General features: G+C 73.3%; 28 protein-coding genes. 24 read left to right on the top strand and 4 right to left on the bottom strand.

Annotated elements, in window-relative coordinates; all coding sequences use genetic code 11:
- Positions 1–56: 56 nt before the first annotated feature.
- Positions 57–866: an Fpg/Nei family DNA glycosylase gene (locus OG823_RS28605; protein WP_371482975.1), complete on the top strand. Its 810-nt coding sequence runs from the start codon at positions 57–59 to the stop codon at positions 864–866.
- An 81-nt stretch (positions 867–947) separates the two neighbouring features.
- Here the strand turns inward: OG823_RS28605 and OG823_RS28610 are convergent, their stop codons facing one another.
- Positions 948–1,502, bottom strand: coding sequence for a DUF3995 domain-containing protein (locus OG823_RS28610; RefSeq protein WP_371482976.1), 555 nt, complete (start codon positions 1,500–1,502; stop codon positions 948–950).
- Positions 1,503–1,643: 141 nt separating this feature from the next.
- On the opposite strand from OG823_RS28610, the gene OG823_RS28615 reads away from it, so the two are divergent.
- Both OG823_RS28615 and OG823_RS28620 read left to right on the top strand, forming a co-directional pair.
- Complete coding sequence (locus OG823_RS28615; protein WP_371482977.1) at positions 1,644–2,240, top strand: RNA polymerase sigma factor; 597 nt, start codon at positions 1,644–1,646, stop codon at positions 2,238–2,240.
- Entirely contained in the window at positions 2,237–2,728 is a 492-nt protein-coding gene (locus tag OG823_RS28620; protein ID WP_371482978.1) for an SRPBCC family protein, read from the top strand. Before OG823_RS28615 ends, OG823_RS28620 begins: the two co-directional genes overlap by 4 nt.
- 145 nt (positions 2,729–2,873) lie before the next feature.
- On the opposite strand, the gene OG823_RS28625 is transcribed toward OG823_RS28620, so the two are convergent.
- Positions 2,874–3,263: an ArsR/SmtB family transcription factor gene (locus OG823_RS28625; protein WP_371482979.1), complete on the bottom strand. Its 390-nt coding sequence runs from the start codon at positions 3,261–3,263 to the stop codon at positions 2,874–2,876.
- 79 nt (positions 3,264–3,342) lie between these two features.
- On the bottom strand, positions 3,343–4,197 hold the full coding sequence (locus OG823_RS28630) for an EamA family transporter (RefSeq protein ID WP_371482980.1): 855 nt from the start codon (positions 4,195–4,197) through the stop codon (positions 3,343–3,345).
- Positions 4,198–4,328: 131 nt separating this feature from the next.
- Here OG823_RS28630 and OG823_RS28635 point away from each other — a divergent pair, with 131 nt between their 5' ends.
- The 6 genes from OG823_RS28635 to OG823_RS28660 all read left to right on the top strand — a co-directional run bounded on the left by OG823_RS28635 (position 4,329) and on the right by OG823_RS28660 (position 9,399).
- The gene (locus OG823_RS28635; RefSeq protein WP_371482981.1) at positions 4,329–4,901 is read left to right on the top strand and encodes a helix-turn-helix domain-containing protein; all 573 of its coding nucleotides are present in this window, start codon (positions 4,329–4,331) and stop codon (positions 4,899–4,901) included.
- 136 nt (positions 4,902–5,037) lie between these two features.
- Positions 5,038–6,144 carry a M24 family metallopeptidase gene (locus OG823_RS28640; RefSeq protein WP_371482982.1) on the top strand — a complete coding sequence of 369 codons (1,107 nt, stop codon included), beginning with the start codon at positions 5,038–5,040 and terminating at the stop codon, positions 6,142–6,144.
- Positions 6,145–6,230: 86 nt separating this feature from the next.
- Positions 6,231–6,794, top strand: a complete 564-nt coding sequence (efp, locus tag OG823_RS28645) for an elongation factor P (RefSeq protein ID WP_371482983.1) — start codon at positions 6,231–6,233, stop codon at positions 6,792–6,794.
- A 2-nt stretch (positions 6,795–6,796) separates the two neighbouring features.
- Positions 6,797–7,237 (top strand): transcription antitermination factor NusB, encoded by a 441-nt coding sequence (gene nusB / locus OG823_RS28650; protein WP_371482984.1) that lies wholly within the window; start codon positions 6,797–6,799, stop codon positions 7,235–7,237.
- A gap of 147 nt (positions 7,238–7,384) precedes the next feature.
- Complete coding sequence (locus OG823_RS28655; protein WP_371482985.1) at positions 7,385–8,227, top strand: thioesterase family protein; 843 nt, start codon at positions 7,385–7,387, stop codon at positions 8,225–8,227.
- Positions 8,228–8,430: 203 nt separating this feature from the next.
- A complete protein-coding gene (locus OG823_RS28660) occupies positions 8,431–9,399 on the top strand; it encodes a hypothetical protein (RefSeq protein ID WP_371482986.1) in 969 nt (322 codons plus the stop codon).
- A 95-nt stretch (positions 9,400–9,494) separates the two neighbouring features.
- Here the strand turns inward: OG823_RS28660 and OG823_RS28665 are convergent, their stop codons facing one another.
- Positions 9,495–9,998, bottom strand: coding sequence for a transcriptional regulator (locus tag OG823_RS28665; RefSeq protein WP_030056198.1), 504 nt, complete (start codon positions 9,996–9,998; stop codon positions 9,495–9,497).
- 373 nt (positions 9,999–10,371) lie between these two features.
- Here OG823_RS28665 and pyrR point away from each other — a divergent pair, with 373 nt between their 5' ends.
- From pyrR to metK, 15 genes are all read left to right on the top strand, one after another.
- A complete protein-coding gene (gene pyrR, locus OG823_RS28670) occupies positions 10,372–11,004 on the top strand; it encodes a bifunctional pyr operon transcriptional regulator/uracil phosphoribosyltransferase PyrR (RefSeq protein ID WP_371482987.1) in 633 nt (210 codons plus the stop codon).
- A 4-nt stretch (positions 11,005–11,008) separates the two neighbouring features.
- Positions 11,009–12,010, top strand: coding sequence for an aspartate carbamoyltransferase catalytic subunit (locus OG823_RS28675; protein ID WP_371482988.1), 1,002 nt, complete (start codon positions 11,009–11,011; stop codon positions 12,008–12,010).
- A 23-nt stretch (positions 12,011–12,033) separates the two neighbouring features.
- Positions 12,034–13,341, top strand: coding sequence for a dihydroorotase (locus tag OG823_RS28680; RefSeq protein WP_371484686.1), 1,308 nt, complete (start codon positions 12,034–12,036; stop codon positions 13,339–13,341).
- A complete protein-coding gene (locus OG823_RS28685; protein ID WP_371482989.1) occupies positions 13,338–13,931 on the top strand; it encodes a hypothetical protein in 594 nt (197 codons plus the stop codon). The genes OG823_RS28680 and OG823_RS28685 overlap by 4 nt, the downstream gene beginning before the upstream one ends.
- A complete protein-coding gene (gene carA, locus OG823_RS28690; protein WP_371482990.1) occupies positions 13,928–15,103 on the top strand; it encodes a glutamine-hydrolyzing carbamoyl-phosphate synthase small subunit in 1,176 nt (391 codons plus the stop codon). Before OG823_RS28685 ends, carA begins: the two co-directional genes overlap by 4 nt.
- A 3-nt stretch (positions 15,104–15,106) precedes the next feature.
- On the top strand, positions 15,107–18,415 hold the full coding sequence (carB, locus tag OG823_RS28695) for a carbamoyl-phosphate synthase large subunit (RefSeq protein WP_371482991.1): 3,309 nt from the start codon (positions 15,107–15,109) through the stop codon (positions 18,413–18,415).
- A 65-nt stretch (positions 18,416–18,480) separates the two neighbouring features.
- Positions 18,481–19,581, top strand: coding sequence for a quinone-dependent dihydroorotate dehydrogenase (locus OG823_RS28700; RefSeq protein ID WP_371482992.1), 1,101 nt, complete (start codon positions 18,481–18,483; stop codon positions 19,579–19,581).
- Between the two features lie 117 nt (positions 19,582–19,698).
- A complete protein-coding gene (locus OG823_RS28705; RefSeq protein WP_371482993.1) occupies positions 19,699–20,571 on the top strand; it encodes a dihydroorotate dehydrogenase electron transfer subunit in 873 nt (290 codons plus the stop codon).
- On the top strand, positions 20,571–21,557 hold the full coding sequence (locus tag OG823_RS28710) for a dihydroorotate dehydrogenase (RefSeq protein WP_371482994.1): 987 nt from the start codon (positions 20,571–20,573) through the stop codon (positions 21,555–21,557). Before OG823_RS28705 ends, OG823_RS28710 begins: the two co-directional genes overlap by 1 nt.
- Positions 21,554–22,387, top strand: coding sequence for an orotidine-5'-phosphate decarboxylase (gene pyrF, locus OG823_RS28715; RefSeq protein WP_371482995.1), 834 nt, complete (start codon positions 21,554–21,556; stop codon positions 22,385–22,387). Before OG823_RS28710 ends, pyrF begins: the two co-directional genes overlap by 4 nt.
- 325 nt (positions 22,388–22,712) lie before the next feature.
- Complete coding sequence (gene mihF / locus OG823_RS28720) at positions 22,713–23,039, top strand: integration host factor, actinobacterial type (protein ID WP_073921446.1); 327 nt, start codon at positions 22,713–22,715, stop codon at positions 23,037–23,039.
- A 116-nt stretch (positions 23,040–23,155) separates the two neighbouring features.
- Positions 23,156–23,713: a guanylate kinase gene (gene gmk / locus OG823_RS28725; RefSeq protein ID WP_371482996.1), complete on the top strand. Its 558-nt coding sequence runs from the start codon at positions 23,156–23,158 to the stop codon at positions 23,711–23,713.
- A gap of 67 nt (positions 23,714–23,780) precedes the next feature.
- Positions 23,781–24,047 carry a DNA-directed RNA polymerase subunit omega gene (gene rpoZ / locus OG823_RS28730; protein ID WP_030240625.1) on the top strand — a complete coding sequence of 89 codons (267 nt, stop codon included), beginning with the start codon at positions 23,781–23,783 and terminating at the stop codon, positions 24,045–24,047.
- Between the two features lie 158 nt (positions 24,048–24,205).
- Positions 24,206–25,462: a bifunctional phosphopantothenoylcysteine decarboxylase/phosphopantothenate--cysteine ligase CoaBC gene (gene coaBC, locus OG823_RS28735; RefSeq protein WP_371482997.1), complete on the top strand. Its 1,257-nt coding sequence runs from the start codon at positions 24,206–24,208 to the stop codon at positions 25,460–25,462.
- Positions 25,463–25,670: 208 nt separating this feature from the next.
- Complete coding sequence (gene metK / locus OG823_RS28740) at positions 25,671–26,894, top strand: methionine adenosyltransferase (RefSeq protein ID WP_371482998.1); 1,224 nt, start codon at positions 25,671–25,673, stop codon at positions 26,892–26,894.
- The last annotated feature ends 82 nt before the right edge of the window (positions 26,895–26,976 follow it).

Here is a 26,976-nt window from a genome sequence, read left to right on the forward strand (position 1 = left end):
CGGCGCCGGCTGGGATGATGGAACCGTCCTGCTGAACCACCGGGGGAGCCGCCGCCGTGCCCGAAGGCCACATCATCCACCGCCTGGCCGCCGAGAACCTCACGAGCTTCGGCGGGCGCCCCGTCCGGGTCTCCAGCCCCCAGGGGCGGTTCGCCGACGGCGCCCGGCTGATCGACGGACAGCTGCTGGCGGGGGCCGAGGCCAGGGGCAAGCACCTCTTCCTCGGCTTCGAGGAGGGTGCCTGGCTGCACATCCACCTCGGCCTCTACGGCGGATTCACCTTCGGTGCGGGCCCGGCGCCCGCGCCCGTCGGCCTGGTGCGGCTGCGCCTGCAGAACGACGACGCGTACGCCGACCTGCGCGGCCCCACCACCTGCGAGCTGCTCACCGCCGCGGAGAAGTCCGCCGTCGACGCCCGGCTCGGGCCCGATCCGCTGCGGGCGGACGCCGACCCGGCCGCCGCCTGGCGCCGGATCTCGAACAGCCGGACGACCGTGGCGGCCCTGCTGATGGACCAGAAGGTGCTGGCCGGGGTCGGCAACGTCTACCGCGCGGAGGTGCTCTTCCGGCTCGGCATCAGCCCGCACCGGGCGGGGCGCGATCTGACCCGGACCGAGTGGGACGCCGTCTGGGCCGATCTGGTCGCCCTGATGCGGGACGGCGTCGGCGCCGGGCGGATCGACACCGTCCGCCCCGAGCACACCCCCGAGGCGATGGGCCGCCCGCCCCGGGTGGACGATCACGGCGGCGAGGTCTACGTCTACCGGCGGGCCGCGATGCCCTGCCTGGTCTGCGGCACCGACATCCGGACGGAGCAGCACGCCGCGCGCAACCTCTTCTGGTGCCCCGGCTGCCAGCAGACGTAGCCGCCCGCCCGGCGCCACCGGCCCCGCCCCGCCCGCCGTCCGCCGCCGCCCGCCGCACTGCCGCTTGCCGCCCGTCGCCGTTCAGCGCTGCACGGCGACGCCCGTCGCCGTGCAGCGCTGGGCGGCGCCCCGTGCCACTGTCCAGGCGGCCGCGGCGCCGGCCAGGCAGAGCGGGGTGTAGAGCGCCAGGTTGAGCCGGTGGAAGGCCGAACCGCTGTCCGCGCCGATCCCGGCCGCCCACACCAGCCCGGCCAGCCCGCGCGCGAGGAACCCGGCGGCCACCATCCGTGGCGCCCAGCGCAGCGCGACGGCCGGGAGCCGGCCCGCGGCCCCCTCCCACCCACCCCCGGCGGCGAGCACGAGCGTCGCCCCGGCGAACAGCGTGGCGGCGAGCGGCAGCACCACCGGCGCGGTGAACGGGACGTCGGCGTTGAGCACGACCCGGGAGAGCGTGGCGGTGTCCGGGGCCGGCCAGGTCCGGCCGGTGGCCCAGTAGACGTGCAGCAGGCCGTCGGCCGCCAGCAGTGCCGCGACGGCGCGGGCGGCGGCGCGGCGCGTGCCCGCCGCGCCCCGGGCCCCGGCAGCGGGCGGGCGGGCCGCGCCGCCGGTCGTACGGGCGGCGGTGTTCTGGTTCATGGTCCACCTCGGGTGGTCTCGGGCCGGTCTGTCGGACAGCAGGAGCCGGGGCGGGCGCGTTCCGTTCCTGTGACGAGCGTCACGTGGGCGATCCGCCGTCCGCAGGGAACCTCTGCCGCCCGCGGCGCCTCTGGTGTGGACGTGGATGGTCCCGAAACCCGTCAGGCCGGCGAAGCCGCCGAGCCACCGCCCGCCCGTACCGGCGACGTCGTCCGTGACGCTCGTGACGCTCGTGACGCCGATCCGGGCCGTACCGCCGCGCTGGTGCGGGCCGCCCAGCGCGGCGACCAGCTGGCGGTCAGCGAGCTGCTGGAGCTGCTCACGCCGTACGTCCGGCGGCTCTGCGGCCCGATCGCGCTGGCCGACGGCGCGGACGCCACCCAGGAGGCGCTGATCGCGGTCTTCCGCCATCTGCGCCAACTCCACGAGCCGGCGGCCCTGTTCGGCTGGGTGCGGTCGATCGCCGTCCGGGAGGCCGTCCGGTACGTGCGCCGGGTCGCGCGCTGCGTCCCCGCGGACCTCTCGGAGCTGCCGAGCCCGGACGACCCACAACTGGCCAGCGACGTCCGGGACGTGCTCGCCCGGCTCTCGCCCGAGCACCGGGCCGTCCTGGTCCTGCGGGACCTGGAGGGCCTGGACGAGCGGGCCACCGCCGAACTCCTCGGCGTGGCGGCCGGCACCGTCAAGTCCCGGTTGTCCCGGGCCCGACTCGGCTTCCGAAGGGCGTGGCAGCAGTGACCGAGCAGATCCCCTGGCCCGTCGCGGACTTCGACCCCGTGCGCCGGCTGCACGTCGTCGCGGCGGCGACCCCCGGCGCCACCGTCCACGAGGCGCTGATCGACGCACCCTTCGAGGCGGTCTGGGCCGTCGCCGAGGACCTGGAGGGCCGGCTGCCGCGCTGGCTGCCGGACATCCGCTCGGTCCGGCTGGCCCCCGGGCCGGACGACGGCGCCGCCACCTGTCGGCGGGAAGCCCTGGTGACCGGCCACAGCCGCCTGCGCGCCCGCTTCGACGTGGAGCTGCGCCCCGGCTGGTGCCTGATGCGCAGCCGCTTCCTGCTCGGCGGCATGGCCGCCCGCGCCGAACCGGACGGCACCCGTTTCGCCTTCCTCGGCGCCTTCCGGCTGCCCGCCGCGGCACTCCTCGGCGCGGCCCTCGCCCCCGTCACCGACCCGCTGGCGCAGCGCTCCCTGCGCCGCTTCGAACGCCTGGTGCGGGAGGGCTGACGCGGGAGGGCCGGCGCGGGAGGGCCGGCGCGGCGAGCCGCCCGGCGGGTGGCGCCGGGGGCGCGGGTGGGGCGGGTGGCGCCGGGGGGTGGGGTCCTCGCGTCCGGCGGTGCCGAGCCCCCGGCCCTGCCGGGGGCCGCCGGGGTCAGCCGACTGCCGACTCCGACTCCGGCTCCCGGTGCTCGGCCGCCACGCACGGCGTCAGCATCGCGGCGAGCTGCTCGTCGACCAGGCGGTAGCGCACCACCCGCCCGTCCTTCTCGCCGGCGACCACGCCCGCCGTGCGCAGCAGTCGCAGCGCCTGCGACACGGCGGGGTCGCGCATGCCGGTGGCCACGGCGAGGTCGCTGACGGCGAGCGGGCCGGCCCGGTGCAGGGCGAGCAGCAGGGCCAGGCGCCCGGGGTCGGCGAGCAGTGAGAAGCGGTCCGCCCAGGTGCGGACGTGCGCGGTGTCGCCGATCGCGGCGATGGCTTCGCAGACCCGGTGCCCGTCGATGGTCCGGTGGCCCGCGCGCTCGGCCGGTACGAGATGCATGCGGATCATTGTCGCAGCAGCGGCACTGTGATCCTGGACACTTCCGCGACGCGGGCCGCGGCCCGGCGGCGGCGCGGGCTCAGGCCGCCGCGAGCAGCAGTGTGCCCGCCACCGCCAGGCCCGCGCCGATCACCTGCACCCGGCGCAGCCGTTCCTTGAGCACTCCGCGGGCCATCAGGGCGGTCACCACGGGGTAGAGGGAGGCGAGGACGGCGGCCACGGCCGCCGAGCTGCCGTGCGCGGCCATCGCGTAGGTGCCGTTCGCGGCCACGTCGGCGACGCCCACCGCGGTGAGCGCCGGCAGTCGTCCGCGCAGGCCCCGGGCCAGGCCGGGCGCCGCCCCGGCCCGGCGCAGCGTCGGAGCGAGCGCCGCCCCGCCGACCGCGACGTTGCAGACCCGCTGGACGCAGAGGGCGAGCAGCAGTCCGCCGCCGGCCGACGCGTGGGCGATCAGGGCCATCACGGCGCCGAAGCCGAAGGCGGCGCCGAGGGTCAGCGCCAGGACCCGGGCGGCGGCCCGGGAGCCGCCGCGCCGGGGCCCGCCGGCCAGCGCGACGCCGACGACGGCGATCGCGATCCCGGCCGCCTGGCCGAGACCGGGCCGCTCGCCGAGCGCCAGGCCGACACCCACCGGTACCGCGACGCCGACGGTGGCCAGCGGCGAGACCACCCCCATCGGGCCGAGCGCGAGCGCCCGGTAGAAGGCCAGCATCGCGAACGGCCCGATCACCCCGGCCGCCACCGCGTACCAGAGGTCGGACGAGGCGTCGCCGAGCCCGCCGGTGGCGAGCACCGCGACGACCAGCAGCACGGCGGCCGCCAGCTGGGAGGAGACCACCACGGCGAGCGCGGGCAGCCGGCGGGTGAGGGCGCCGCCGCCGAAGTCGGCGAGCCCCCAGAGCAGGCTGGCGCTGAGCGCGAGCAGCACGCTCACCGGGCCACGGCCGTCGGATCGATGAGGGACAGCACCATGGCCTCCGCAGTAAAGTCGGTCGGACTCGTCGCCCGGATCGCAGCGTAGTTCACTTGAGTGGACTATCCGAACCAATATATTGGACTCTCCACGTGCCGGACCCCGATCTCGTCTCCCAGGCGCTCGCCCGGAACCTCAAGCGGCTGCGCGCCGAGCGCGGCCACACCCTGGACGCGCTGGCGGCCCGGTCCGGCGTCAGCCGGGGCATGATCGTCCAGATCGAGCAGGCCAGGACCAATCCCAGCGTCGCCACCGTGGTCCGCCTGGCCGACGCCCTCGGCGTCTCAGTCGCCCGGCTGCTCGACTACGACGAGGGCGACGCCGTCCGGATCGTCACCGCCGAGCAGGCCGTCCCCCTCTGGACCGGCCCGGACGGCGGCAGCGGCACCCTGCTGAGCGGGGTGGAGGCCCCCGGGCCGCTCGAACTCTGGGCCTGGCACCTGCAGCCGGGCGAGGGCTACACCTCCGAACCGCACCCCGCCGGCACGGTCGAGATCGTCCGGGTCGAGAGCGGCGAGCTGACGCTCTCCCACGGCGAGGACGACCATCTCGTACCGGCCGGCAGCACCGCCTCCTTCGACGCCTCGCACCCGCACGGCTACCGCAACGCCGGCGCCGAGCCGGTCCGCCTCACCATGGTGGTCTCGGTGCCCCCGCCGCGCTGACACGGCCCGCCCCGAGCCCCCGGTGGGAGCGCCCCGGGCCCCCGGCGGGACGGCCCCGAGCCCCGGCGGGCCCGGGGCGTGCGCCGTTCGCCCTGCTCGGCGGGCGGAGCGGCGCCTGCCTCCGTAGGCTCGAAGCATGTCTGATGCGTACGCGGGCCGGCGGGAGCGTCTGAGGGAGAACTGCAGCGCCTCGGGCACCGACGCGGCGCTGATCACCCGATCGTCCAACGTCCGCTACCTCACGGGCAGCGCGCCCTGTGGGGCGGCGCTGCTGCTCACCCGGGAGCGGGCGGTGCTGGCGCTGCCCGACGACCTGCCGCCGGACGACACCGGTGAGCACCTGCTCGGGGAGGACCTCACGTTGCTCCCGGTGGCGGGCGGGGCGGACACCGCGCTCGCCGCGGCCGAGGCCGCCACCCGGCTGCGGGTGGGCGATCTCGCCGTCGAGGAGCACGACCTGACCGTCAGCCGCCACCGGGCGGTCGCCGCCGCCGCCGAGGGCGTCCGGCTGGCCGACGTCCGCCGGGCGGTCGAGCGGATGCGGGTGGTGAAGGACGAGCACGAGATCGCCGACCTGCGGATCGCCGCCGAGATCGCCGACCAGGCGCTCAGTGAACTGCTCGAATCGATCCTGGTCGGCCGAACCGAGCGGCACCTGGCGATGGAGCTGGAACGCCGCATGATCGACCACGGCGCGGACCGCGCGGCCTTCCCGGTCTCGGTCGGCACCGGCAGTCACTCCGGCCGGCGGGACCACCAGCCCTCGGACCGCCGGGTCGAGGAGGGCGACTTCCTGACGGTCGTGCTGGGCGCCCAGTACCGGGGCTACGGGGTCTCCACCGCCCGGACGTTCGTGATCGGCGCGTCCCCCGCGCCCTGGCAGGTGGAGCTCCACCGCCTGGTGTTCCGGGCCCAGCGGGCCGGGCGCGAGGCGCTCGGGCCGGGCGTCGAGAGCTGCGTACCCGACCTTGCCGCGCGGGAGATCCTGCAGGCGGCCGGCCACTCCGAGAGTTCTCCGCACCCGGTCGGCCACGGCATCGGTCTGGAGATCCGGGAGGCGCCGCGCCTCGGCCCGGCAGACATGGGTAAACTGGACAATCGCGTGCCGGTCACCGTCGGCCCGGGGGTCCATCTCCCGGGGCGGGGCGGGGTCCGGATCGAGGACACGCTCGTGGTGCGCCCCCTCGAAGAGGGCGGGCCCGAGCTGCTCACCATCACCACCAAGGAGCTCCTCGCCCTGTAGTCCCGCTGCTGCGCACCCGCGCGGCGCCGGGGCCAGGACGCGTCCCCTTGGTTCCTTGACAGCTATATCCAGGAGTAAGTGCGCCCGTGGCTTCCACGAACGATCTCAAGAACGGCATGGTCCTCAAGCTCGACGGTGGCAAGCTCTGGTCCGTCGTAGAGTTCCAGCACGTCAAGCCCGGCAAGGGCCCGGCCTTCGTGCGCACCAAGCTCAAGGAGGTCCTGAGCGGCAAGGTCGTCGACAAGACCTTCAACGCCGGCACCAAGGTCGAGACCGCGAACGTCGACAAGCGCGGCATGCAGTTCTCGTACAAGGACGGCTCGAACTTCGTGTTCATGGACACGGACACCTACGACCAGGTGACCATCGAGCCCGCCGTGGTCGGCGACGCCGCCAAGTACCTGCTCGAGGGCTTCGACGCGGTCGTGGCGATGTACGAGGGCGCACCCCTGTACATCGAGCTCCCGGCCTCGGTCGAGCTGCTCATCTCGCACACCGAGCCGGGCGTCCAGGGCGACCGCTCGACCGGTGGCTCCAAGCCGGCCACGCTGGAGACCGGCGCCGAGATCGCCGTCCCGCTCTTCCTCACCACCGGCGAGAAGATCAAGGTCGACACCCGCGACGGCAGCTACCTCGGGCGGGTCAAGTAACAGTGTCGGCCGCACGCAGTAAGGCCCGTACGCGGGCCTTCCAGATCCTCTTCGAGGCCGACCACCGGGATGTGGACCCCCAGCGCGTCCTCGCCGACTGGGTTGCCCGCGCCCGGGAGCCCAAGCCGGACGAGGGTACGCCGCAGATCGGCGAGTACACCATGCAGCTGATCGAGGGGTACTGCCGGCACGCGCGTCGCATCGACGAGCTGATCTCCACCTACTCGGTGGGCTGGACCCTCGACCGGATGCCGATCGCGGACCGCAACGTCCTGCGGCTCGGCGCGTACGAGCTGATCTGGGAGGACGGCGTCCCGGACGCGGTCGTCCTGGACGAGTCCGTCGAGATCGCCAAGGAGTTCTCCACCGACGACTCCCCGGCGTTCGTGAACGGTCTGCTCGCGCGGTTCATGGAGCTCAAGCCCACGATCCGCCGCGACTGACGACGACGCCCCCGACGGCCGCCGGACCGACCTGGTCCGGCGGCCGTCGTGCGTGCGCCCGCGCGCCCCGGGGCCGGTGGAGTAGGGTTTTGCTACTGGTAGGTAACCAGGCAGTCGGTCCACCGAGCACCGGAGGGCGTTCCCCCCATGACCACGGCGATTCGCAGCGAGTTCGACCAGGGCATCGCCCTGACTCCGCGCCCCGGCGGGCCGGGCCTGTACGACGGCGAGCTGGGCGCCGGGTGGCAGATCGGCGGCGGAATCAACGGCGGCCTGCTGCTCGCGATGGCCGGGCACGCGCTCTCACTGGAGCACGCCGAGCACCCCGACCCGGTGTCGATCAGCGGCTACTACCTCTCCGCCTCGCGTCCCGGCCCGGCCACCGTCAGCACCGAGGTGATCCGCAGCGGGCGCAGTCTGACCACCAGCACCGCCTCCCTGGTGCAGACCGGCGAGGACGGCCTGCCGGTGGAGCGACTGCGCGTGCTCGCCGGGTTCGGCGACCTGGCCGCCGCCGCCGGTGAGGTGCACACCACCGCGCTGCCGCCGCAGATGCCGCCGCCCGAACGGTGCATCGGCATGGAGCACGCCCCCCGGCAACTGATCGAGCAGGCGGCCCTGTTGGAGCGGCTGGACCTGCGGCTCGACCCGGCCACCGTCGGCTGGGCCCTCGGCGAACCCTCGAAGAAGGGACGCATCCAGGGCTGGTTCCGGCTCGCCGACGGCCGCGACCCGGATCCGCTGCTGCTCCTGCTGGTCGCCGACGCGCTGCCGCCGGTCACCTTCGACCTCGGCATGCCCGGCTGGGCGCCGACCATCGAACTGACCGTCCACCTGCGGGCCAGGCCGGTCCCGGGCTGGCTGCGGGTCACCCACTCCACCCGGAACCTGGCCGACGGCCACTTCGAGGAGGACGCGGAGATCTGGGACGAGTCGGGCCGGCTGGTGGCGCAGTCCCGCCAGCTCGCCCGCGCCCCGCGCCCGGTCTGACCGCCCGCCGCGACGGGCCGGCGGGGTGACCGGCCGCGACGACGGGCCGACGGTGTGACCGCCCGGCCCGGCGGGTGCCGACCTCACGCGCGGTTACACGCCTGTGACACGCCGTGCGTGTGCGACCGCCGGGGAGGGGGAGGAAGAGGAGCAGTGGCGGCCCCCCGCCGCTCCCGATCCCCCTCCGCCCCCAGGAGCCCGCGATGCCCCGCAACGGCCGCCCCCGCCGCACCGCCCTCCCCTCCTGCCGGGCGACGGGACCGGCGGGCCTGGACCGGCGGGTGCGCGCGCAGGCCCGGCCGGGTGCACGGCCGAGCCCCGGCCAGGCCCCCGCCGGCGACCCGGCCCGGCCGGGCCGGGTCTGCATCACGGGGATCCTCACCAGCCGCGAGGACTTCGAGCGGGCCCGCCGGTGGAACCTCAGCGACGCGGGCGACTACGACAGCTACCTGCTCGACACCGCGCTCCTGCTCGCCGAGGCGCACCGTGGGTTCGACGTGGTCCGGGCCCGGATGTTCCACCCGGGCGACTTCGAGGAGTTCTGCCTCCTGCACCGGCTCGACCCCGCCGAGCCGGCCGCCCGGGACCGCTACCTGGTCAACCCGCCGCTGCGGGCCCAGCTGCTGCCCTACCAGGGTGAGGAGCTCACCGGTGACTTCATCCCGCGCCTGGTCCGGGCCCGGGACAACGGACTGACGCTCTGTCACATCGACCTGCTGCTCGACGGCGCGCTGCGGCCGGACGGTCCGCCCGCCGAGGACGGCGACGACCGCGCCGGGTCGGTGCGAGCGGTCCGTGACGCCCACCGGCGGGCCGGTGAGATCTTCCGCCGGATGCTGGTGACCGCCGGTCCCGGGGTGTTCGAGTTCCGCTGCGCGGTGGACGCGCCGGGCGGACGGCTGGAGGCCGCGGCCCGCATCCTGCACTGGGAGGACGGTGTGGTGCGGATCAACGACGAGGACCTCGACCTGGTCTGCGCGGTGCTCTGTGCGGGACTGGCCCGGGAGCTGCCCGGCAGCGCCCTGCTGACCGGCTCGCGGGGCCCGGCGGCGCAGGGCGGGGAGTGCGCGGAGGCCGCCTGGGCCTGGCGCAGCGGCGGCCGGGACTGGACCTCGGCGACCGGCGGGGCCCCGGCGGCGCGCCCGGGCTTCGGTCTCGGCACGATGTGCTGACCGTCGGCGCGGCAGGGGGCGCGGGCACGCGAAACGGCGCGGCTCCCCGGAAGGCCGGAGCGCCGCGCCGTGACGATTCTGCAGGCGGGGAGCGGTCAGCTCGCGTCCTCCTCGCGCACCGCCCGGCGCGCGTCGGGGTTCAGGACGCCCCAGGAGATGAGCTGCTCGGTGAGGATCGACGGCGACTGGTCGTAGATCACGGCCAGGGTGCGCAGGTCGTCCTGGCGGATCGACAGCACCTTGCCGTTGTAGTCGCCGCGCTGGCTCTGGATGGTCGCCGCGTACCGCTGCAGCGGGCCGGCCTTCTCGGACGGCACCTGGGTCAGTCTCTCCAGGTCGAGCACCAGGCGCGGCGGCGGCTCGGCCGCACCGCCGGGCGTGCCGCCGGGCAGCAGTTCCTGGACCGGGACGCCGTAGAACTCCGCCAGCTCGGCCAGGCGCTGCACGGTGACGGCACGGTCGCCGCGCTCGTACGAGCCGACGACGACGGCCTTCCAGCGCCCCTGGGACTTCTCCTCGACACCGTGCAGGGAGAGCCCCTGCTGGGTGCGGATCGCTCGGAGCTTGCCCCCGAGTTGCTTCGCGTAGTCGCTGGACATTGATCTCCCCGGACGATGTTGCTTCGCGTTGAGTGGTGAGCCACGACCGGCCGCCGGCTGTGCGGCCGGCAACTCCCGGCACGCCCTACCGGTGGGTTCGACGTGCGTCCCGTAACTCACTGTGAGGTTACGTAGAGTGAGGTAGTTGCGTCAAGCCGAATGGGGCAGTCGTGCGAATGGCCCGCATCAGCGGCATGAACCACGCCGGTACGCATTGGTTGACCTGCGGTGTCACAAAGCGGAACGAACCACCTCCGGATGCGCCGCGACCACGCTGATAGGATGGCCGAGGCCTTCGCCGCGACCGGGGGGCCCACCATCAGACATCCTTTAAGACCCGTCCCGTGAGGCGGGGAAGGAGGTCGGCTTCGGCATGACCACAGTAAGAGAATCGTCGTCCGCCCCGCGTCCGCCGCACCAGGTGCTCGACGGCACCGACATCGCCCGGGTCGTCACCCGGATCGCCCACGAGATCGTGGAGCGCGCGAAGGGTGCCGAGGACGTCGTCCTGCTCGGCATCCACACCCGCGGTGTCCACCTCGCCCGCCGGCTGCACGCCAGGCTCACCCAGATCACCGGCCGGGACATCCCGCTCGGCACGCTGGACATCACGATGTACCGGGACGACCTGCGGCTCAAGCCCGCCCGCGCCCTGGAGCACACCGAGATCCCGCCCGGCGGCATCGACGGCCGGCTCGTCATCCTCGTGGACGACGTGCTCTTCTCCGGCCGCACCATCCGCGCCGCGCTCGACGCGCTCGGCGACATCGGGCGCCCGCGCGCCGTCCAGCTCGCCGTCCTGGTCGACCGGGGCCACCGGGAGCTGCCGATCCGCGCCGACTACGTGGGCAAGAACCTGCCCACCTCGCTGCGCGAGGCCGTCCAGGTGCAGCTCTCCGACAGCGACGGCCGCGACGCCGTCCTGGTCGGGGACCGCGACTACGCGGCCCGCTCCTCGCAGGCGCTCGCCGCCCAGCCGCCCGCCGACCCGCACCTCCCGGAGTAATCGCGTGATGCGCCACCTCGTCTCCGCCGCCGACCTCACCCGCGACGACGCGCTGCTGATCCTCGACACCGCCGAGGAGCTGGCCCAGCTCTCCGGACGCGCCGTCAAGAAGCTGCCCACCCTGCGCGGGCGCACCGTCGTCAACCTCTTCTTCGAGGACTCCACCCGGACCAAGACCTCCTTCGAGGTCGCCGAGAAGCGGCTCTCCGCCGACGTCATCAACTTCTCCGCCAAGGGCTCCTCGGTCTCCAAGGGCGAGAGCCTCAAGGACACCGCGCTGACCCTCCAGGCGATGGGCGCCGACGCGGTGGTCATCCGCCACCACGCCTCCGGCGCGCCGGCCCGGCTCGCGCAGTCCGACTGGCTGCACGGCAGCGTCATCAACGCCGGTGACGGCACCCACGAGCACCCGACCCAGGCCCTGCTCGACGCCTTCACCATGCGCCGCCACCTCAACGCCGGCACCGGCCGGGACCTCGCCGGCCGCCGGATCACCATCGTCGGCGACATCCTGCACAGCCGGGTCGCCCGCTCCAACGTGCACCTGCTGACCACCCTCGGCGCCCAGGTCACCTTCGTCGCCCCGCCGACGCTGGTGCCGATCGGCATCGAGAACTGGCCCTGCGAGGTGAGCTACGACCTGGAGAGCGTGCTGCCCGGTACCGACGCGCTGATGATGCTGCGGGTGCAGCGCGAGCGGATGAACGCCGCGTTCTTCCCGACCGAGCGCGAGTACTCCCGCCGCTACGGCCTGGACGGCGCCCGGCTGGCGAAGCTGCCCGAGCACGCCATCGTGATGCACCCCGGCCCGATGGTGCGCGGCATGGAGATCACCGCCGAGGTGGCCGACTCCCCGCGCTGCACCGTGGTCGAGCAGGTCGCCAACGGCGTCTCGGTCCGGATGGCCGTGCTCTACCTCCTCCTCGGCGGGGCCGTCTTCGGCGACGGCGCCACCGACCCCGCCCGTACCGACGTCCGTACCGACTCCAGTGGGGCCGCCCTGTGAGCGAGCTCAGCGAGGGAACCATCATGGTCAGCTACCTGATCCGCAACGCCCAGATCCTCGACGGCGCCGCACCGCAGGACATCCACATCGCCGACGGCGTCATCAAGGCGATCGGCGCCGGCCTGGAGGCGGCCGCCGACATCGACATCGACGCCCACGGCCTGGTCGTCCTGCCGGGCCTGGTCGACCTGCACACCCACCTGCGCGAGCCCGGGCGCGAGGACGCCGAGACGGTGCTCACCGGCACCCAGGCGGCGGCCCGGGGCGGCTTCACCGCCGTCCACGCGATGGCCAACACCTTCCCGGTCGCCGACACCGCCGGTGTCGTCGAGCAGGTCTGGCGGCTCGGCCAGGAGTCCGGCTACTGCGACGTGCAGCCGGTCGGCGCCGTCACCGTCGGCCTGGAGGGCAAGCAGCTCGCCGAGCTCGGCGCGATGCACGACTCGGCGGCCGGCGTCCGGGTGTTCTCGGACGACGGCAAGTGCGTCGACGACGCGGTGATCATGCGCCGCGCGCTGGAGTACGTGAAGGCCTTCGACGGGGTCGTCGCCCAGCACGCCCAGGAGCCCCGGCTGACCGAGGGCGCCCAGATGAACGAGGGCCAGGTCTCCGGCGAGCTCGGGCTCGGCGGCTGGCCTGCCGTGGCGGAGGAGTCGATCATCGCCCGCGACGTGCTGCTCGCCGCGCACGTCGGCTCGCGCCTGCACGTCTGCCACGTCTCCACGGCCGGCTCGGTGGAGATCATCCGCTGGGCCAAGGCCAAGGGCTGGGACGTGACCGCCGAGGTCACCCCGCACCACCTGCTGCTCACCGACGAGCTGGTCCGCAGCTACGACCCGGTGTACAAGGTCAACCCGCCGCTGCGCACCGCGGCCGACGTGATGGCGCTGCGCAAGGCGCTCGCGGACGGCACGATCGACGCCGTCGCCACCGACCACGCGCCGCACCCGGCCGAGGACAAGGACTGCGAGTGGGCGGTCGCCGCGATGGGCATGGTCGGCCTGGAGACCGCGCTGTCGGTCGTCCAGCAGACCATGGTCGAGACCGGCCTGCTCAAGTGGGAGGGCGTCGCCGACCGGATGTCCCACCGCCCCGCGCGGATCGGCCGCCTGAGCGGCCACGGGCGCCCCGTCTCGGTCGGTGAGCCGGCCAACCTGGTGCTCTTCGATCCCGCGTACCGTGGGACCGTGAACCCCGACAGCTTCGCCACCCGCAGCCGCAACAGCCCCTATCGTGGCCTTGACCTGCCGGGACGGGTGCACGCCACCTTCCTGCGCGGCGTCGCCACGGTGCTCGCGGGCGAGCTGGCCGAGCGGGGCGGGCTCGCGTGAGCGCCCCGACCACCGCACGGCAGCACCTCGCACACCTCGCCCAGGAAAAGGCCAAGGTCACCGACTGGCCCGGGTACATCGGCTGGGCCGTCGGCCTGCTGGTGCTCATCGCGCTGGTCTACTGGCTGATGCGCCAGGGCTGGAACTGGCGCCGGACCCTCCAGTCCGGCCTGCCCGCGCTGCCCGCCGTGCCGCCCGACGCCGGCCCGGTCATCCTGGAGACCGGCGGCCGGTACCACGGCACCACCACCGCCGGGAACTGGCTGGACCGGGTCGTCGCGCACGGCCTCGGCACCCGCAGCCGCGCCGACCTGACCCTCGGCGAGCGGGGCCTGCTGGTCGTGCGTCCGGGTGACGTCGACCTGTGGATCCCGGCCGAGCGGCTCACCGGCGCCCGGAAGGACTCCGGGATCGCCGGCAAGGTGGTCCCCGCCGGCCTGCTGGTCGTCACCTGGTCGCTCCAGGGCACCGAGCTGGACTCCGGCTTCCGGGCCGACCACCCCGACGAGCACGCCGCCTGGGTCGAGGCGGTCAACGAACTCGCCACACGTACGACGAAGACGAAGAAGACGGAAGAGGCCGCACCATGACCGCACCTGCCCCCACCACACCGCGATCGAGGCGGGAGCGCGTGCCCGCCGTGCTCGTCCTGGAGGACGGCCGGACCTTCCGCGGACAGGCCTACGGCGCCGTCGGCGAGACCTTCGGCGAAGCGGTCTTCAACACCGGCATGTCCGGCTACCAGGAGACCCTGACCGACCCCTCGTACCACCGCCAGGTGGTCGTGATGACCTTCCCGCACATCGGCAACACCGGCGTCAACGACGAGGACCCGGAGTCGAAGCGGATCTGGGTCGCCGGGTACGTCGTGCGCGACCCCGCCCGGGTGCCGTCCAACTGGCGCTCGCAGCGCTCGCTGGACGAGGAGCTCAGCAACCAGGGCGTCGTCGGCATCAGCGGCATCGACACCCGCGCGCTCACCCGCCACCTGCGCGAGCGCGGCGCGATGCGGGTCGGCATCTTCTCCGGCCCCGCGCTGGCGGACGAGGCCGCGCTGCTGGCCCGGGTCAACCAGGCTCCGGAGATGAAGGGCGCCGACCTCTGCGCCGAGGTCGCCACCACCGAGCCGTACGTCGTGCCGGCCGTGGGCGAGAAGCGCTTCACCGTCGCCGCCGTGGACCTCGGTATCAAGGGGATGACCCCGCAGCGGATGGCCGAGCGCGGCATCGAGGTGCACGTGCTGCCCGCGAACTCCACCGTCGAGGACGTCTACGCGGTGAACCCGGACGGCGTGTTCTTCTCCAACGGCCCCGGCGACCCGGCCACCGCCGACCACCAGGTCGCGGTCATGCGCAGTGTCCTGGAGCGCAGGACCCCGCTGTTCGGCATCTGCTTCGGCAACCAGATCCTCGGCCGCGCGCTGGGTTTCGGCACCTACAAGCTGAAGTACGGTCACCGCGGCATCAACCAGCCCGTCCAGGACCGCACCACCGGCAAGGTGGAGGTCACCGCGCACAACCACGGCTTCGCCGTGAACGCGCCGCTGGACAGGGTCAGCGACACCCCCTACGGGCGCGCCGAGGTCTCCCACGTCTGCCTGAACGACGACGTGGTCGAGGGCCTGCAGTGCCTGGACACCCCCGCTTTCTCGGTGCAGTACCACCCGGAGGCCGCCGCGGGCCCGCACGACGCCGCGTACCTCTTCGATCGCTTTGTCGACCTGATGGCCGGCGCCCCGGCCCGTACCACCGCAGGGAGCTGACCCGTGCCGAAGCGCACTGACATCAAGTCCGTCCTGGTGATCGGCTCCGGCCCGATCGTCATCGGCCAGGCCGCCGAGTTCGACTACTCGGGCACCCAGGCCTGCCGCGTCCTGCGGTCCGAGGGCCTGCGGGTCGTCCTGGTCAACTCCAACCCGGCCACGATCATGACCGACCCGGAGATCGCCGACGCCACCTACGTCGAGCCGATCACCCCGGAGTTCGTCGAGAAGATCATCGCCAAGGAGCGCCCCGACGTCCTGCTGCCGACCCTCGGCGGCCAGACCGCGCTCAACACCGCCATCTCGCTGCACGAGAACGGCACCCTCGACAAGTACGGCGTCGAGCTGATCGGCGCCAACGTCGAGGCGATCCACAAGGGCGAGGACCGCCAGCTCTTCAAGGGCGTCGTCGAGGCGGTCCACGCCAAGATCGGCCACGGCGAGTCCGCCCGCTCGGTGATCTGCCACACCATGGACGAGATCATGGCGGGCGTCGACACCCTCGGCGGCTACCCCGTCGTGGTGCGCCCCTCCTTCACCATGGGCGGCGCCGGCTCCGGCTTCGCCCACGACGAGGAGGACCTGCGGCGCATCGCCGGCCAGGGCCTGGCCCTCTCGCCGACCACCGAGGTGCTCCTGGAGGAGTCCATCCTCGGCTGGAAGGAGTACGAGCTGGAGCTGATGCGCGACAAGAACGACAACGTCGTGGTCGTCTGCTCCATCGAGAACTTCGACCCGATGGGCGTGCACACCGGCGACTCCATCACGGTGGCGCCCTCGATGACGCTCACCGACCGCGAGTACCAGACGCTGCGCGACATCGGCATCGCGATCATCCGCGAGGTCGGCGTCGACACCGGCGGCTGCAACATCCAGTTCGCGATCAACCCGGCCGACGGCCGGATCATCGTGATCGAGATGAACCCGCGCGTCTCCCGCTCCTCGGCGCTCGCCTCCAAGGCCACCGGCTTCCCGATCGCCAAGATCGCCGCCAAGCTGGCCGTCGGCTACACGCTCGACGAGATCCCCAACGACATCACCGAGAAGACGCCGGCCTCCTTCGAGCCGTCCCTCGACTACGTCGTCGTCAAGGTCCCGCGGTTCGCCTTCGAGAAGTTCCCGTCGGCCGACGCCACCCTGACCACCACCATGAAGTCGGTCGGCGAGGCCATGGCCATGGGCCGCAACTTCCCCGAGGCGCTCAACAAGGCGCTGCGCTCGCTGGAGAAGAAGGGCTCGCAGTTCTCCTGGGCCGGCGAGCCCGGCGACAAGGCCGCCCTGCTGACGAAGGCCCAGGTCCCCACCGACGGCCGGATCAACACCGTCATGGAGGCCATCCGGGCCGGCGCCACCCAGGAGGAGGTGTTCGAGGCCACGAAGATCGACCCGTGGTTCGTCGACCAGCTCTTCCTGCTGGACGAGATCGCCGCCGAGCTGGCCGAGGCCGCCGAGCTCACCCCGGAGCTGCTGCGCCACGCCAAGCGGCACGGCTTCTCCGACCAGCAGGTCGGCGAGATCCGCGGGCTCAAGCCGGACGTCGTCCGCGAGGTCCGGCACGCGCTGGGCATCCGTCCGGTCTTCAAGACCGTGGACACCTGCGCCGCCGAGTTCGCCGCCAAGACCCCGTACTTCTACTCGTCCTACGACGAGGAGAACGAGGTCGCGCCGCGCACCAAGCCCGCCGTGATCATCCTCGGCTCGGGCCCGAACCGGATCGGCCAGGGCATCGAGTTCGACTACTCCTGCGTGCACGCGTCCTTCGCGCTCTCCGACGCCGGGTACGAGACCGTCATGGTCAACTGCAACCCGGAGACCGTCTCCACCGACTACGACACCTCCGACCGGCTCTACTTCGAGCCGCTCACCCTGGAGGACGTGCTGGAGATCGTCCACGCCGAGCAGCAGGCCGGCCCGCTCGCGGGCGTCATCGTCCAGCTCGGCGGTCAGACGCCGCTCGGCCTGGCCCAGGCGCTCAAGGACAACGGCGTGCCGATCGTCGGCACCCAGCCCGAGGCGATCGACCTCGCCGAGGAGCGCGGCGCCTTCGGCCGCGTCCTCAAGGAGGCCGGCCTGCCGGCTCCCAAGCACGGCACCGCCTTCTCCTTCGACGAGGCCAAGGCCATCGCGGACGAGATCGGCTACCCCGTGCTGGCCCGCCCGTCCTACGTGCTCGGCGGCCGCGGCATGGAGATCGTCTACGACGAGCCCTCGCTGGCCTCCTACCTGGAGCGGCACGCCGGCCTGATCTCCGAGCACCCGGTGCTCATCGACCGCTTCCTGGACGACGCGGTGGAGATCGACGTCGACGCCCTCTACGACGGCACCGAGCTCTACCTCGGCGGCGTGATGGAGCACATCGAGGAGGCCGGCATCCACTCCGGCGACTCCGCCTGCGCGCTGCCCCCGATCACCCTGGGCGGCTACGACATCAAGCGCCTGCGGACCTCCACCGAGGGCATCGCCAAGGGCGTGGGCGTCCGCGGCCTGATCAACATCCAGTTCGCGCTCTCCGGCGACATCCTCTACGTCCTGGAGGCCAACCCGCGCGCCTCGCGGACGGTGCCCTTCACCTCCAAGGCGACGGCCGTCCCGCTGGCCAAGGCCGCCGCCCGGATCTCGCTCGGCGCCACCATCGCCGAGCTGCGCGCCGAGGGCATGCTGCCGGCCGAGGGCGACGGCGGCACCCTGCCCGCCGACGCGCCGATCTCCGTCAAGGAGGCCGTGATGCCGTGGAGCCGCTTCCGCGACGTGCACGGTCGCGGCGTCGACACCGTGCTCGGCCCGGAGATGCGCTCCACCGGCGAGGTCATGGGCATCGACAAGGTCTTCGGCACGGCGTACGCCAAGTCGCAGGCCGGTGCGTACGGCGCGCTGCCGACCAAGGGCAAGGTCTTCGTCTCGGTCGCCAACCGCGACAAGCGCAACCTGGTCTTCCCGGCCCGCGCGCTGGTCGAGCTCGGCTTCGAGGTGCTCGCCACCTCCGGCACCGCCGAGGTGCTCCAGCGCGGTGGCATCCCCGCCACCGTGGTGCGCAAGCACAGCGACGGCGAGGGCCCGAACGGCGAGAAGACCATCGTCCAGCTGATCCACGACGGCGAGGTCGACCTCATCATCAACACGCCGTACGGCACCGGCGGGCGCCTCGACGGCTACGAGATCCGCACCGCGGCCGTCTCGCGCGGCGTGCCGTGCCTGACCACCGTCCAGGCGATGGGCGCGGCCGTCCAGGGCATCGACGCGCTGCTGCGCGACGAGGTCGGGGTCATGTCGCTCCAGGAGCACGCCGAGCTGATCAACGCCGGCCGCAAGTAGCACTGCCGCAGTGGGGGGCACCGCAGGCCGGGTGCCCCCCACTTCCATGCCAGGAGGAGCACGCCTTGTACAAGACCCTGTTCAACCTCGTCTTCCGGAAGATGGACCCGGAGAAGGCCCATCACCTGGCCTTCTTCTGGATCCGGCTGGCCGCCTCGGTGCCGGGCCTGCGACAGCTGGTGCAGCTGGTGCTGGCCCCCCGGGACCGGGCGCTGCGCACCACCGCGCTCGGTCTGGACCTGCCCGGTCCGTTCGGGCTGGCGGCCGGCTTCGACAAGGACGGCATCGGCATCGACGGCCTGGCGATGCTCGGCTTCGACTTCGTCGAGATCGGCACCGTCACCGGTGAGCCGCAGCCCGGCAACCCGGCGCCGCGGCTGTTCCGGCTGGTCGACGACCGCGCGCTGGTCAACCGGATGGGCTTCAACAACCAGGGCTCGGCCCGGGTCGCCGCCCGGCTGGCGGGCCGCCCGCACACCACCTCGACCCCGGTGGTCGGCGTCAACATCGGCAAGACCAAGGTCGTCGAGGAGGCCGACGCGGTCGCCGACTACGTCAAGAGCACCGAGCGGCTCGCCAGGCACGCCGACTACCTGGTGGTCAACGTCAGCTCGCCGAACACCCCCGGACTGCGCAACCTCCAGGCCGTCTCGCACCTCGGCCCGCTGCTGCACGAGGTGCGCGTGGCCGCCGACCGGTCGACCCCGCACCACGTCCCGCTGCTGGTCAAGATCGCCCCCGACCTCGCCGACGAGGACATCGACGCGGTCGCGGACCTCGCGATCGAACTCGGCCTGGACGGCATCATCGCCAACAACACCACCATCGGCCGCGAGGCCCTGGTGGCCCCCGCCGCGCAGGTCGAGGCGATCGGCGCCGGCGGCCTCTCCGGCGCCCCGATCAAGGCCCGCTCGCTGGAGGTGCTGCAGCGCCTGCGCGCCCGCACCGAGGGCAGGCTGACGATCGTCTCGGTCGGCGGCATCGAGACCGCCGAGGACGCCTGGCAGCGCATCGTGCACGGCGCCGACCTGGTGCAGGGCTACAGTGCCTTCGTCTACGAGGGTCCGTTCTGGATGCGCCGCGTCCACCGGGGCCTCTCCGCCCGCCTGCGGGCCTCCGGGTTCCGCACCGTCGCCGAGGCCGTCGGCACCGCGAAGGCGAACTGACCCGCTCGCTCGGGCGGGCCGGTACGGGCACGAAATGACAGTGACCGCCCGCCTTTGGGAGAGTTCAGAGCACTCCGTGATCCCCCCGTGTCCCGGGCAGCCGAAAGGTCCCCCCGCATGGCCCACCCCCTGAAGACCGACGCCGAGGTGCTCTCCCGCACCACCGAGGGCGCGTACCACCGACTGGTGCTGCGCGCCCCCGGCGTGGCCGCCCGGGTCCGGCCCGGCCACTTCGCCACCCTGGCGGTGGGCGGCCCCGCGTCGGCGCTGCCGACGCGCCGCGCCTTCTTCGTGCACCGGGCCGACCCGGAGGCGGAGACCGTCGAGCTGGTGATCGCCGAACGCGGCCCCGGCACCCGCGAGCTCGCCCGCAGCCGTCCCGGCGACGTCCTGGACCTGATCGCGCCGCTGGGCACGCCCTTCCCCCTGCCCGACGGCCCTGTCAGCGCCCTGCTGGTGGCCGAGGGCCACGGCAGCGTGCCGCTGCTCGCCCTCGGCGCCGAGATCAGACGGCGCGGCGGCCAGATCGGGTTCATCCTCGGCGCGCCCACCGCCGCGCTGCTGTACGGGGCGGACCGGGCCCGGGAGCTCACCCCGGACGTCCTGGTGGTCACCGCGGACGGCTCGGCCGGCCTGGCCGGCCCGGTCACCGGGCCGGTCGCACAGGCCGTCGAGGCGATCGACGCGACCGTCGTGCACGCCTGCGGCCCGGCGGCGGTGCTCCGGGAGGTCAGCGCGATCGCCGCCCGCCGGGGCGCCCGCAGCTGGACTGCCGTCGAGACGCCGATGGCCTGCGGCAGCGGCCTGTGCGCCGGCTGCGTCCTGCCGGTCGTCGGGGCGGACGGTGTCAGCCGGTTCGTCCGGGCCTGCACCGACGGCCCGGTGTTCGACGGCGCCAAGGTCCGCTGGGCCGACATCGGCGCCGTTCCCGCCGACCTGGAGGGCGCGCCGGGCGAGCCGGACGGCGCACCCGCGGGGGGAGTGCGCTGATGCGGCCCGAGGACGTCGATCTCAGTGCCCCGCTGGGCGGCCTGACCCTGCCCAACCCGCTCACCACCGCCTCCGGCTGCGCCGGGTACGGACGGGAGCTGGCCCGGTTCGTCCCGCTGGACGAGCTGGGCACCGTCACCACCAAGACGATCATGCCGGCCGTCCGGGCGGGCCTGGCCACGCCCAGGACGGTCGAGACGCCCTCCGGGCTGCTCAACGGCATCGGCCTGCCCGGCGCCGGGATCGACGCGTTCGTCGAGCAGGAGCTGCCCTGGCTGGCGGAGCGCGGCGCCCGGGTGCTGGTCTCGATCGCGGGCGAGCGGCTGGAGGAGTACGCCGCGCTCGCCGCCCGGCTGACCGGCCGGCCGGGCGTGACGGGCATCGAGCTCAACATGTCCTGCCCCAACGCGGCCGGCCGGGGCCTGCTCTTCGCGGGCAACCCGGCCACCTCGTACGACGTGGTGCGGGCCGTGCGCGAGGTGGCCGACCCCGGGCTGCCGGTGTACGCCAAGCTCACGCCCGACGTCGGCGCGATCACCGAGATCGCCGCCGCCTGCGTCCAGGCCGGCGCCGACGGCCTGTCGATGATCAACACCACCCTCGGGATGGCCATCGACCTCGACACCATGCGTCCCGCGCTCTCCGGCACCGTCGGCGGCCTGTCCGGTCCGGCGATCCGGCCGATCGCCGTCCGCTGCGTCTACCAGGTGCACGCCCAGATGGCGGCCGGGCGGATCCCGCCGGTGCCGATCCTCGGCATGGGCGGCATCCGCTCCGGCCGGGACGCCCTGGAGTTCGCGCTGGCGGGCGCCGCCGGCTTCGCCGTCGGCACCGCCCTGTTCCACGACCCGGTCGCCCCGCTGCGCATCCTCGACGAGCTGCGCACCGAGCTGGCCGCCCGGGGCATCGCCAGGTTCATCGACGCGGTCGGCCTCGCCCACCGCCCCCATCCGACCCCCACCCCCTCCGTCGAAAGGCCGTCATGACCCTCGCCCCCTTCGGTGCCCGCTTGCGGCACGCGCTCGACACCCGTGGCCAGCTGTGCGTGGGGATCGACCCGCACGCCTCCCTGCTCGCCGCCTGGGGCCTGGGCGACGACGTCGCCGGGCTGGAGACCTTCAGCCGCACGGTCGTCGAGGCGCTGGCCGACCGGGTCGCCGTGCTCAAGCCGCAGGCCGCGTTCTTCGAGCGCTTCGGCAGCCGGGGCGTGGCCGTGCTGGAGCGGGCCGTCGCCGACGCCCGCTCGGCCGGCGCGCTGGTGCTGATGGACGCCAAGCGCGGCGACATCGGCTCCACCATGGCGGCCTACGCGGACGCCTTCCTCAGCCCCTCCAGCCCGCTGTTCTCGGACGCGGTCACGGTCAGCCCCTTCCTGGGCTTCGGCTCGCTGAACCCGGCACTGGAGGTGGCCCGGGCCAACGGCGGCGGGGTGTTCGCCCTGGCCCTGACCTCCAACCCGGAGGGCGCCGAGGTGCAGCGCGCGGTCGGGGCCGGCGGCGAGACGGTGGCGGCCTCGGTGCTGCGCCGGCTGGCTGCGGAGAACGCCGGTGCCGAGCCGCTCGGCTCGTTCGGCGCGGTGGTCGGCGCGACGCTCGCCGACGCGGGCGTGGACCTCGCGATCAACGGGCCGCTGCTGGCCCCCGGCATCGGCGCGCAGGGCGCGACCATGGCGGACCTGCCACGGGTCTTCGGCGACGCCGTCCTGAACGTGGTGCCGAGCGTCAGCCGTGACGTTCTCCGGCACGGCCCGTCCGTCCCCGCACTGCGCGAGGCGGCCCGGCGTTTCGTCGAGGAGTTCGCGGCCGCGGTGAAGTAGCCGGGCCGCAGGTGCGGCGCCCGTGGTGGTGCGGAGCACCGGGCGGGCGCGTCACCGGGAAGTGAGCGCCGTCACACTCGCGTGGAGAGGGGCCGGATTCCCGGCTGTTTTGCCCGGAAAAGTCCTGGTCGGCCTGGGCTGACCAGGACTTTTCGTGTTCTTTTCCTGACGCGGCGCCGCAATCCGGGTAGTGTCCGGCGGTAGGTCACCACGGAGCGGCGATTCCCGTCGCTCTCGCAGGTCAGAGCCCTCGGGTTCGCTTGCGGCGGGGGCCCGTTCCACCGTCCTGGCTCATCCCTTCCTTCCACACCCTGAGGTGAACGGCGTGGCTCTTCCGCCCCTTACCCCTGAACAGCGCACCGCCGCGCTCGCCAAGGCCGCCGAGGCTCGGCGTGAGCGCGCCGAGGTGAAGAACCGGCTCAAGCACTCCGGTGCTTCGCTGCACGAGGTGATCAAGGCCGGCAAGGCCGACAACGAGGTCATCGGCAAGATGAAGGTCTCCGCACTGCTGGAGAGCCTGCCGGGTGTCGGCAAGGTTCGTGCCAAGCAGATCATGGAGCGTCTCGGCATCAGTGAGAGCCGCCGCGTGCGCGGCCTCGGCACGAACCAGATCGCCTCGCTGGAGCGGGAGTTCGGCGGCGCCGTCTCCTGACCTCGGCCGGGTGCGGTGATCCGATCACCCCTGTACGCACCTGATCATCAAAGCGTGTCATACGCCGAGTGTGCCCGGTGGTCTCCGGATCCTCCGCGATCCGGGATAATCGGTGCATGAGTGAGCGTCCGCGGCTGACCGTGCTCTCCGGCCCCTCGGGGGTCGGCAAGAGCACGGTCGTCGCTCATATGAGGAAGCAGCACCCCGAGGTCTGGCTCTCGGTGTCGGTGACCACCAGGCACCCGAGGCCCGGCGAGCAGAACGGGATCCACTACTACTTCGTCGACAACGACGAGTTCGACAAGCTGATCGCCAACGGCGAGCTGCTGGAGTGGGCCGTTTTCGCCGGCAACCGGTACGGCACGCCGCGCGCGGCGGTGCTGGAGAAGCTGGACAACGGAGTGCCCGTCCTGCTGGAGATCGATCTGCAGGGCGCCCGCCAGGTGCGGGAGTCGATGGCCGAGGCGCTGTTGATCTTCCTGGCCCCGCCGAGCTGGGACGAGCTGGTCCGCCGGCTCACCGGTCGGGGCACCGAGCCGCAGGACGTGATCGAGCGGCGGCTGGAGGCGGCCAAGGTCGAGTTGGCGGCGGAGTCGGAGTTCGACACGACCCTTGTCAACACCTCGGTCGAGCAGGTAGCGGTCGAACTGCTAGCCTTGCTCGGTGTGGCCTGACCGGATTCGTCCCCGTGACGCTGTCTGATCAGCATCTTGTCTTTTCCACCTTTCGGAAGGTTTCAGCGTGTCCTCTTCGATGACCGCGCCCGAGGGCATCATCAACCCGCCGATCGACGAGCTGCTGGAGGCGACCGACTCCAAGTACAGCCTGGTCATCTACGCCGCCAAGCGCGCGCGTCAGATCAACGCGTACTACTCGCAGCTCGGTGAGGGCCTCCTGGAGTACGTCGGCCCCCTGGTCGACACCCACGTGCACGAGAAGCCGCTGTCGATCGCGCTCCGCGAGATCAACGCCGGCATGCTGACCGCCGAGGCGATCGAGGCTGCCTGAGCAGCACCCGTCTCCTCGCACAGCGTTGTGAAGGGCCCGCCGGATGCCTCCGGCGGGCCCTTCCCGTTGTGCCCCGCGCCACAGTGCGGCGCCGATCCGGCGGGTCATAGGGTGAAGCCCGACCCGGCACGCCCCGAACGGACGGAGAGAGCAGCAGCATGAACGCGACCACGGACCGGTCCGACGCCCCGCGCGTCGTCCTCGGCGTCAGCGGCGGCATCGCCGCGTACAAGGCCTGCGAGCTGCTGCGCAGACTGACCGAGTCCGGCCACCGGGTCACCGTGGTGCCGACCGCCGCCGCCCTGCACTTCGTCGGCGAGGCCACCTGGGCCGCGCTCTCCGGCCGGCCGGCCGCCACCGAGACCTGGGAGAGCGTGCACGAGGTCCCGCACGTACGGATCGGCCAGCGGGCCGACCTGGTCGTGGTCGCGCCCGCCACCGCGGACCTGATGGCGAAGGCCGCCCACGGGCTGGCCGACGACCTGCTCACCAACACCCTGCTCACCGCCCGCTGTCCGGTGGTCTTCGCGCCCGCGATGCACACCGAGATGTGGGAGCACCCCGCGACCCGGGAGAACGTCGCCACGCTGCGCCGGCGCGGTGCGATCGTGCTGGAGCCCGCCGTCGGCCGGCTCACCGGGGTCGACACCGGCAAGGGCCGGCTGCCCGACCCGTCCGCGATCTTCGAGGCCTGCCGGGCGCTGCTGCGGCGCGGCACCGCCACCGCCGACCTGGCCGGCCGGCACGTCGTGGTCTCCGCCGGGGGCACCCGGGAACCGCTGGACCCGGTGCGCTTCCTCGGCAACCGCTCCTCGGGCAAGCAGGGGTACGCGCTGGCCGTGACCGCCGCCGCGCGCGGCGCGAGGGTCACGCTGCTCTCGGCCAACGCCGAGCTCCCCGACCCGGCCGGGGTGGATGTGGTGCACGTCTCCACCGCGCTCCAGCTGCGCGAGGCCGCGATCGCGGCGGCCGGCGACGCGGACGCCGTGGTGATGGCCGCCGCCGTCGCGGACTTCCGGCCGGCCGAGTACGTCACCGGGAAGATCAAGAAGGTCGAGGGGGTGGACCCGGCGCCGGTCGCCCTGGTGCGGAACCCGGACATCCTCGCCGAAGTCTCGGCCGACCGCGCCCGGCCCGGGCAGCTGGTGGTGGGATTCGCCGCCGAGACCGACCACGTGCTCGACAACGGCCGGGCCAAGCTCGCCCGCAAGGGCTGCGACCTGCTGGTGGTCAACGAGGTCGGCGAGCGCAAGGGCTTCGGCTCCGACGTCAACGAGGCCGTCGTGCTGGGCGCCGACGGCACCCGGACGGACGTACCGGTCGGACCGAAGGAGGCGCTGGCCGACGTGGTCTGGGACCTGGTCGCGGCGCGGTTGGGGGCCCGCTCGGCTGACCGCGGGGGCCCGCTCGGCTGACCGCGGGGGGCGGCCCGGCGGCCCCTGAGCCGGTCGGCCCAACCGTGATCGCAGGTTGACCGGAATCGGTGACAACCGCGTCTTTTCTGTCGGACTGAGTGCCGGTTGCCGGTAGCTGCCCGTTACACTCCAGGCATCAAGTCTTTCCGGATGTCCCCGGTCCGCCGGGGGCCTTCAGTCAGCAGCCGCTGCAACCCCAGGGAGCGCTGTGTCTCGCCGCCTGTTCACCTCGGAGTCCGTGACCGAGGGACACCCCGACAAGATCGCTGACCAGATCAGCGACACCATCCTGGACGCTCTCCTCAAGGAGGACCCGACCTCCCGGGTCGCCGTGGAGACGCTCATCACCACCGGCCAGGTCCACATCGCCGGTGAGGTGACCACGAAGGCGTACGCGCCGATCGCCCAGCTCGTCCGGGACAAGATCCTCGAAATCGGGTACGACAGCTCCAAGAAGGGCTTCGACGGCGCGTCCTGCGGCGTCTCGGTCTCCATCGGCTCCCAGTCGCCCGACATCGCGCAGGGCGTCGACACCGCGTACGAGGCCCGGGTCGAGGGCTCCGCCCAGGGCGACGAGACCGACGACCTGGACAAGCAGGGCGCCGGCGACCAGGGCCTGATGTTCGGCTACGCCAGCGACGAGACCCCCGAGCTGATGCCGCTGCCGATCACCCTGGCGCACCGCCTGGCCAAGCGGCTCTCCGAGGTCCGCAAGAACGGGACCATCCCGTACCTGCGCCCGGACGGCAAGACCCAGGTCACCATCGAGTACGACGGTGACAAGGCCGTGCGCCTGGACACCGTCGTGGTCTCCTCGCAGCACGCCAGCGACATCGACCTCGACTCGCTGCTGACTCCGGACATCCGCGAGTTCGTCGTGGAGCCCGAGCTCAAGGCACTCGCCGACGAGGGCATCAAGCTGGTCACCGACGGTTACCGTCTGCTGGTGAACCCGACCGGCCGTTTCGAGATCGGCGGCCCGATGGGCGACGCCGGCCTCACCGGCCGCAAGATCATCATCGACACCTACGGCGGCATGGCCCGGCACGGCGGCGGCGCCTTCTCCGGCAAGGACCCGTCCAAGGTCGACCGTTCCGCCGCGTACGCGATGCGCTGGGTGGCCAAGAACATCGTCGCGGCCGGCCTGGCCCGTCGCGCCGAGGTCCAGGTCGCGTACGCGATCGGCAAGGCCGAGCCGGTGGGTCTGTTCGTCGAGACCTTCGGCACCGAGAGCGTCCCGGTCCTCAAGATCCAGGAGGCCGTGGCCAAGGTCTTCGACCTGCGTCCGGCCGCGATCATCCGTGACCTGGACCTGCTGCGCCCGATCTACTCCCAGACCGCCGCGTACGGCCACTTCGGCCGTGAGCTGCCGGACTTCACCTGGGAGCGCACCGACCGGGTGGAGCAGCTGAAGAAGGCCGTCCAGGCCTGATCCGGTCCCGACCCGCAGCACGACACCGCCAGGCGGCGGCCGCCCCGGAGCACCGGGGCGGCCGCCGCCTGCGGCGTTGTGT

The organism is Kitasatospora sp. NBC_00315 (assembly GCF_041435095.1).
Classification (GTDB): Bacteria; Actinomycetota; Actinomycetes; order Streptomycetales; family Streptomycetaceae; genus Kitasatospora.

Excerpts from the sequence above, each read along its gene's own strand:
- OG823_RS28610 (WP_371482976.1), bottom strand. The coding sequence starts at position 1,502 with ATGAACCAGAACACCGCCGCCCGTACGACCGGCGGCGCGGCCCGCCCG.
- OG823_RS28625 (WP_371482979.1), bottom strand. The coding sequence starts at position 3,263 with ATGCATCTCGTACCGGCCGAGCGCGCGGGCCACCGGACCATCGACGGG.
- OG823_RS28640 (WP_371482982.1), top strand. The coding sequence starts at position 5,038 with ATGTCTGATGCGTACGCGGGCCGGCGGGAGCGTCTGAGGGAGAACTGC.
- OG823_RS28655 (WP_371482985.1), top strand. The coding sequence starts at position 7,385 with ATGACCACGGCGATTCGCAGCGAGTTCGACCAGGGCATCGCCCTGACT.
- OG823_RS28660 (WP_371482986.1), top strand. The coding sequence starts at position 8,431 with ATGCCCCGCAACGGCCGCCCCCGCCGCACCGCCCTCCCCTCCTGCCGG.
- OG823_RS28665 (WP_030056198.1), bottom strand. The coding sequence starts at position 9,998 with ATGTCCAGCGACTACGCGAAGCAACTCGGGGGCAAGCTCCGAGCGATC.
- pyrR (WP_371482987.1), top strand. The coding sequence starts at position 10,372 with ATGACCACAGTAAGAGAATCGTCGTCCGCCCCGCGTCCGCCGCACCAG.
- OG823_RS28680 (WP_371484686.1), top strand. The coding sequence starts at position 12,034 with ATGGTCAGCTACCTGATCCGCAACGCCCAGATCCTCGACGGCGCCGCA.
- carA (WP_371482990.1), top strand. The coding sequence starts at position 13,928 with ATGACCGCACCTGCCCCCACCACACCGCGATCGAGGCGGGAGCGCGTG.
- OG823_RS28705 (WP_371482993.1), top strand. The coding sequence starts at position 19,699 with ATGGCCCACCCCCTGAAGACCGACGCCGAGGTGCTCTCCCGCACCACC.
- OG823_RS28710 (WP_371482994.1), top strand. The coding sequence starts at position 20,571 with ATGCGGCCCGAGGACGTCGATCTCAGTGCCCCGCTGGGCGGCCTGACC.
- pyrF (WP_371482995.1), top strand. The coding sequence starts at position 21,554 with ATGACCCTCGCCCCCTTCGGTGCCCGCTTGCGGCACGCGCTCGACACC.
- gmk (WP_371482996.1), top strand. The coding sequence starts at position 23,156 with ATGAGTGAGCGTCCGCGGCTGACCGTGCTCTCCGGCCCCTCGGGGGTC.
- coaBC (WP_371482997.1), top strand. The coding sequence starts at position 24,206 with ATGAACGCGACCACGGACCGGTCCGACGCCCCGCGCGTCGTCCTCGGC.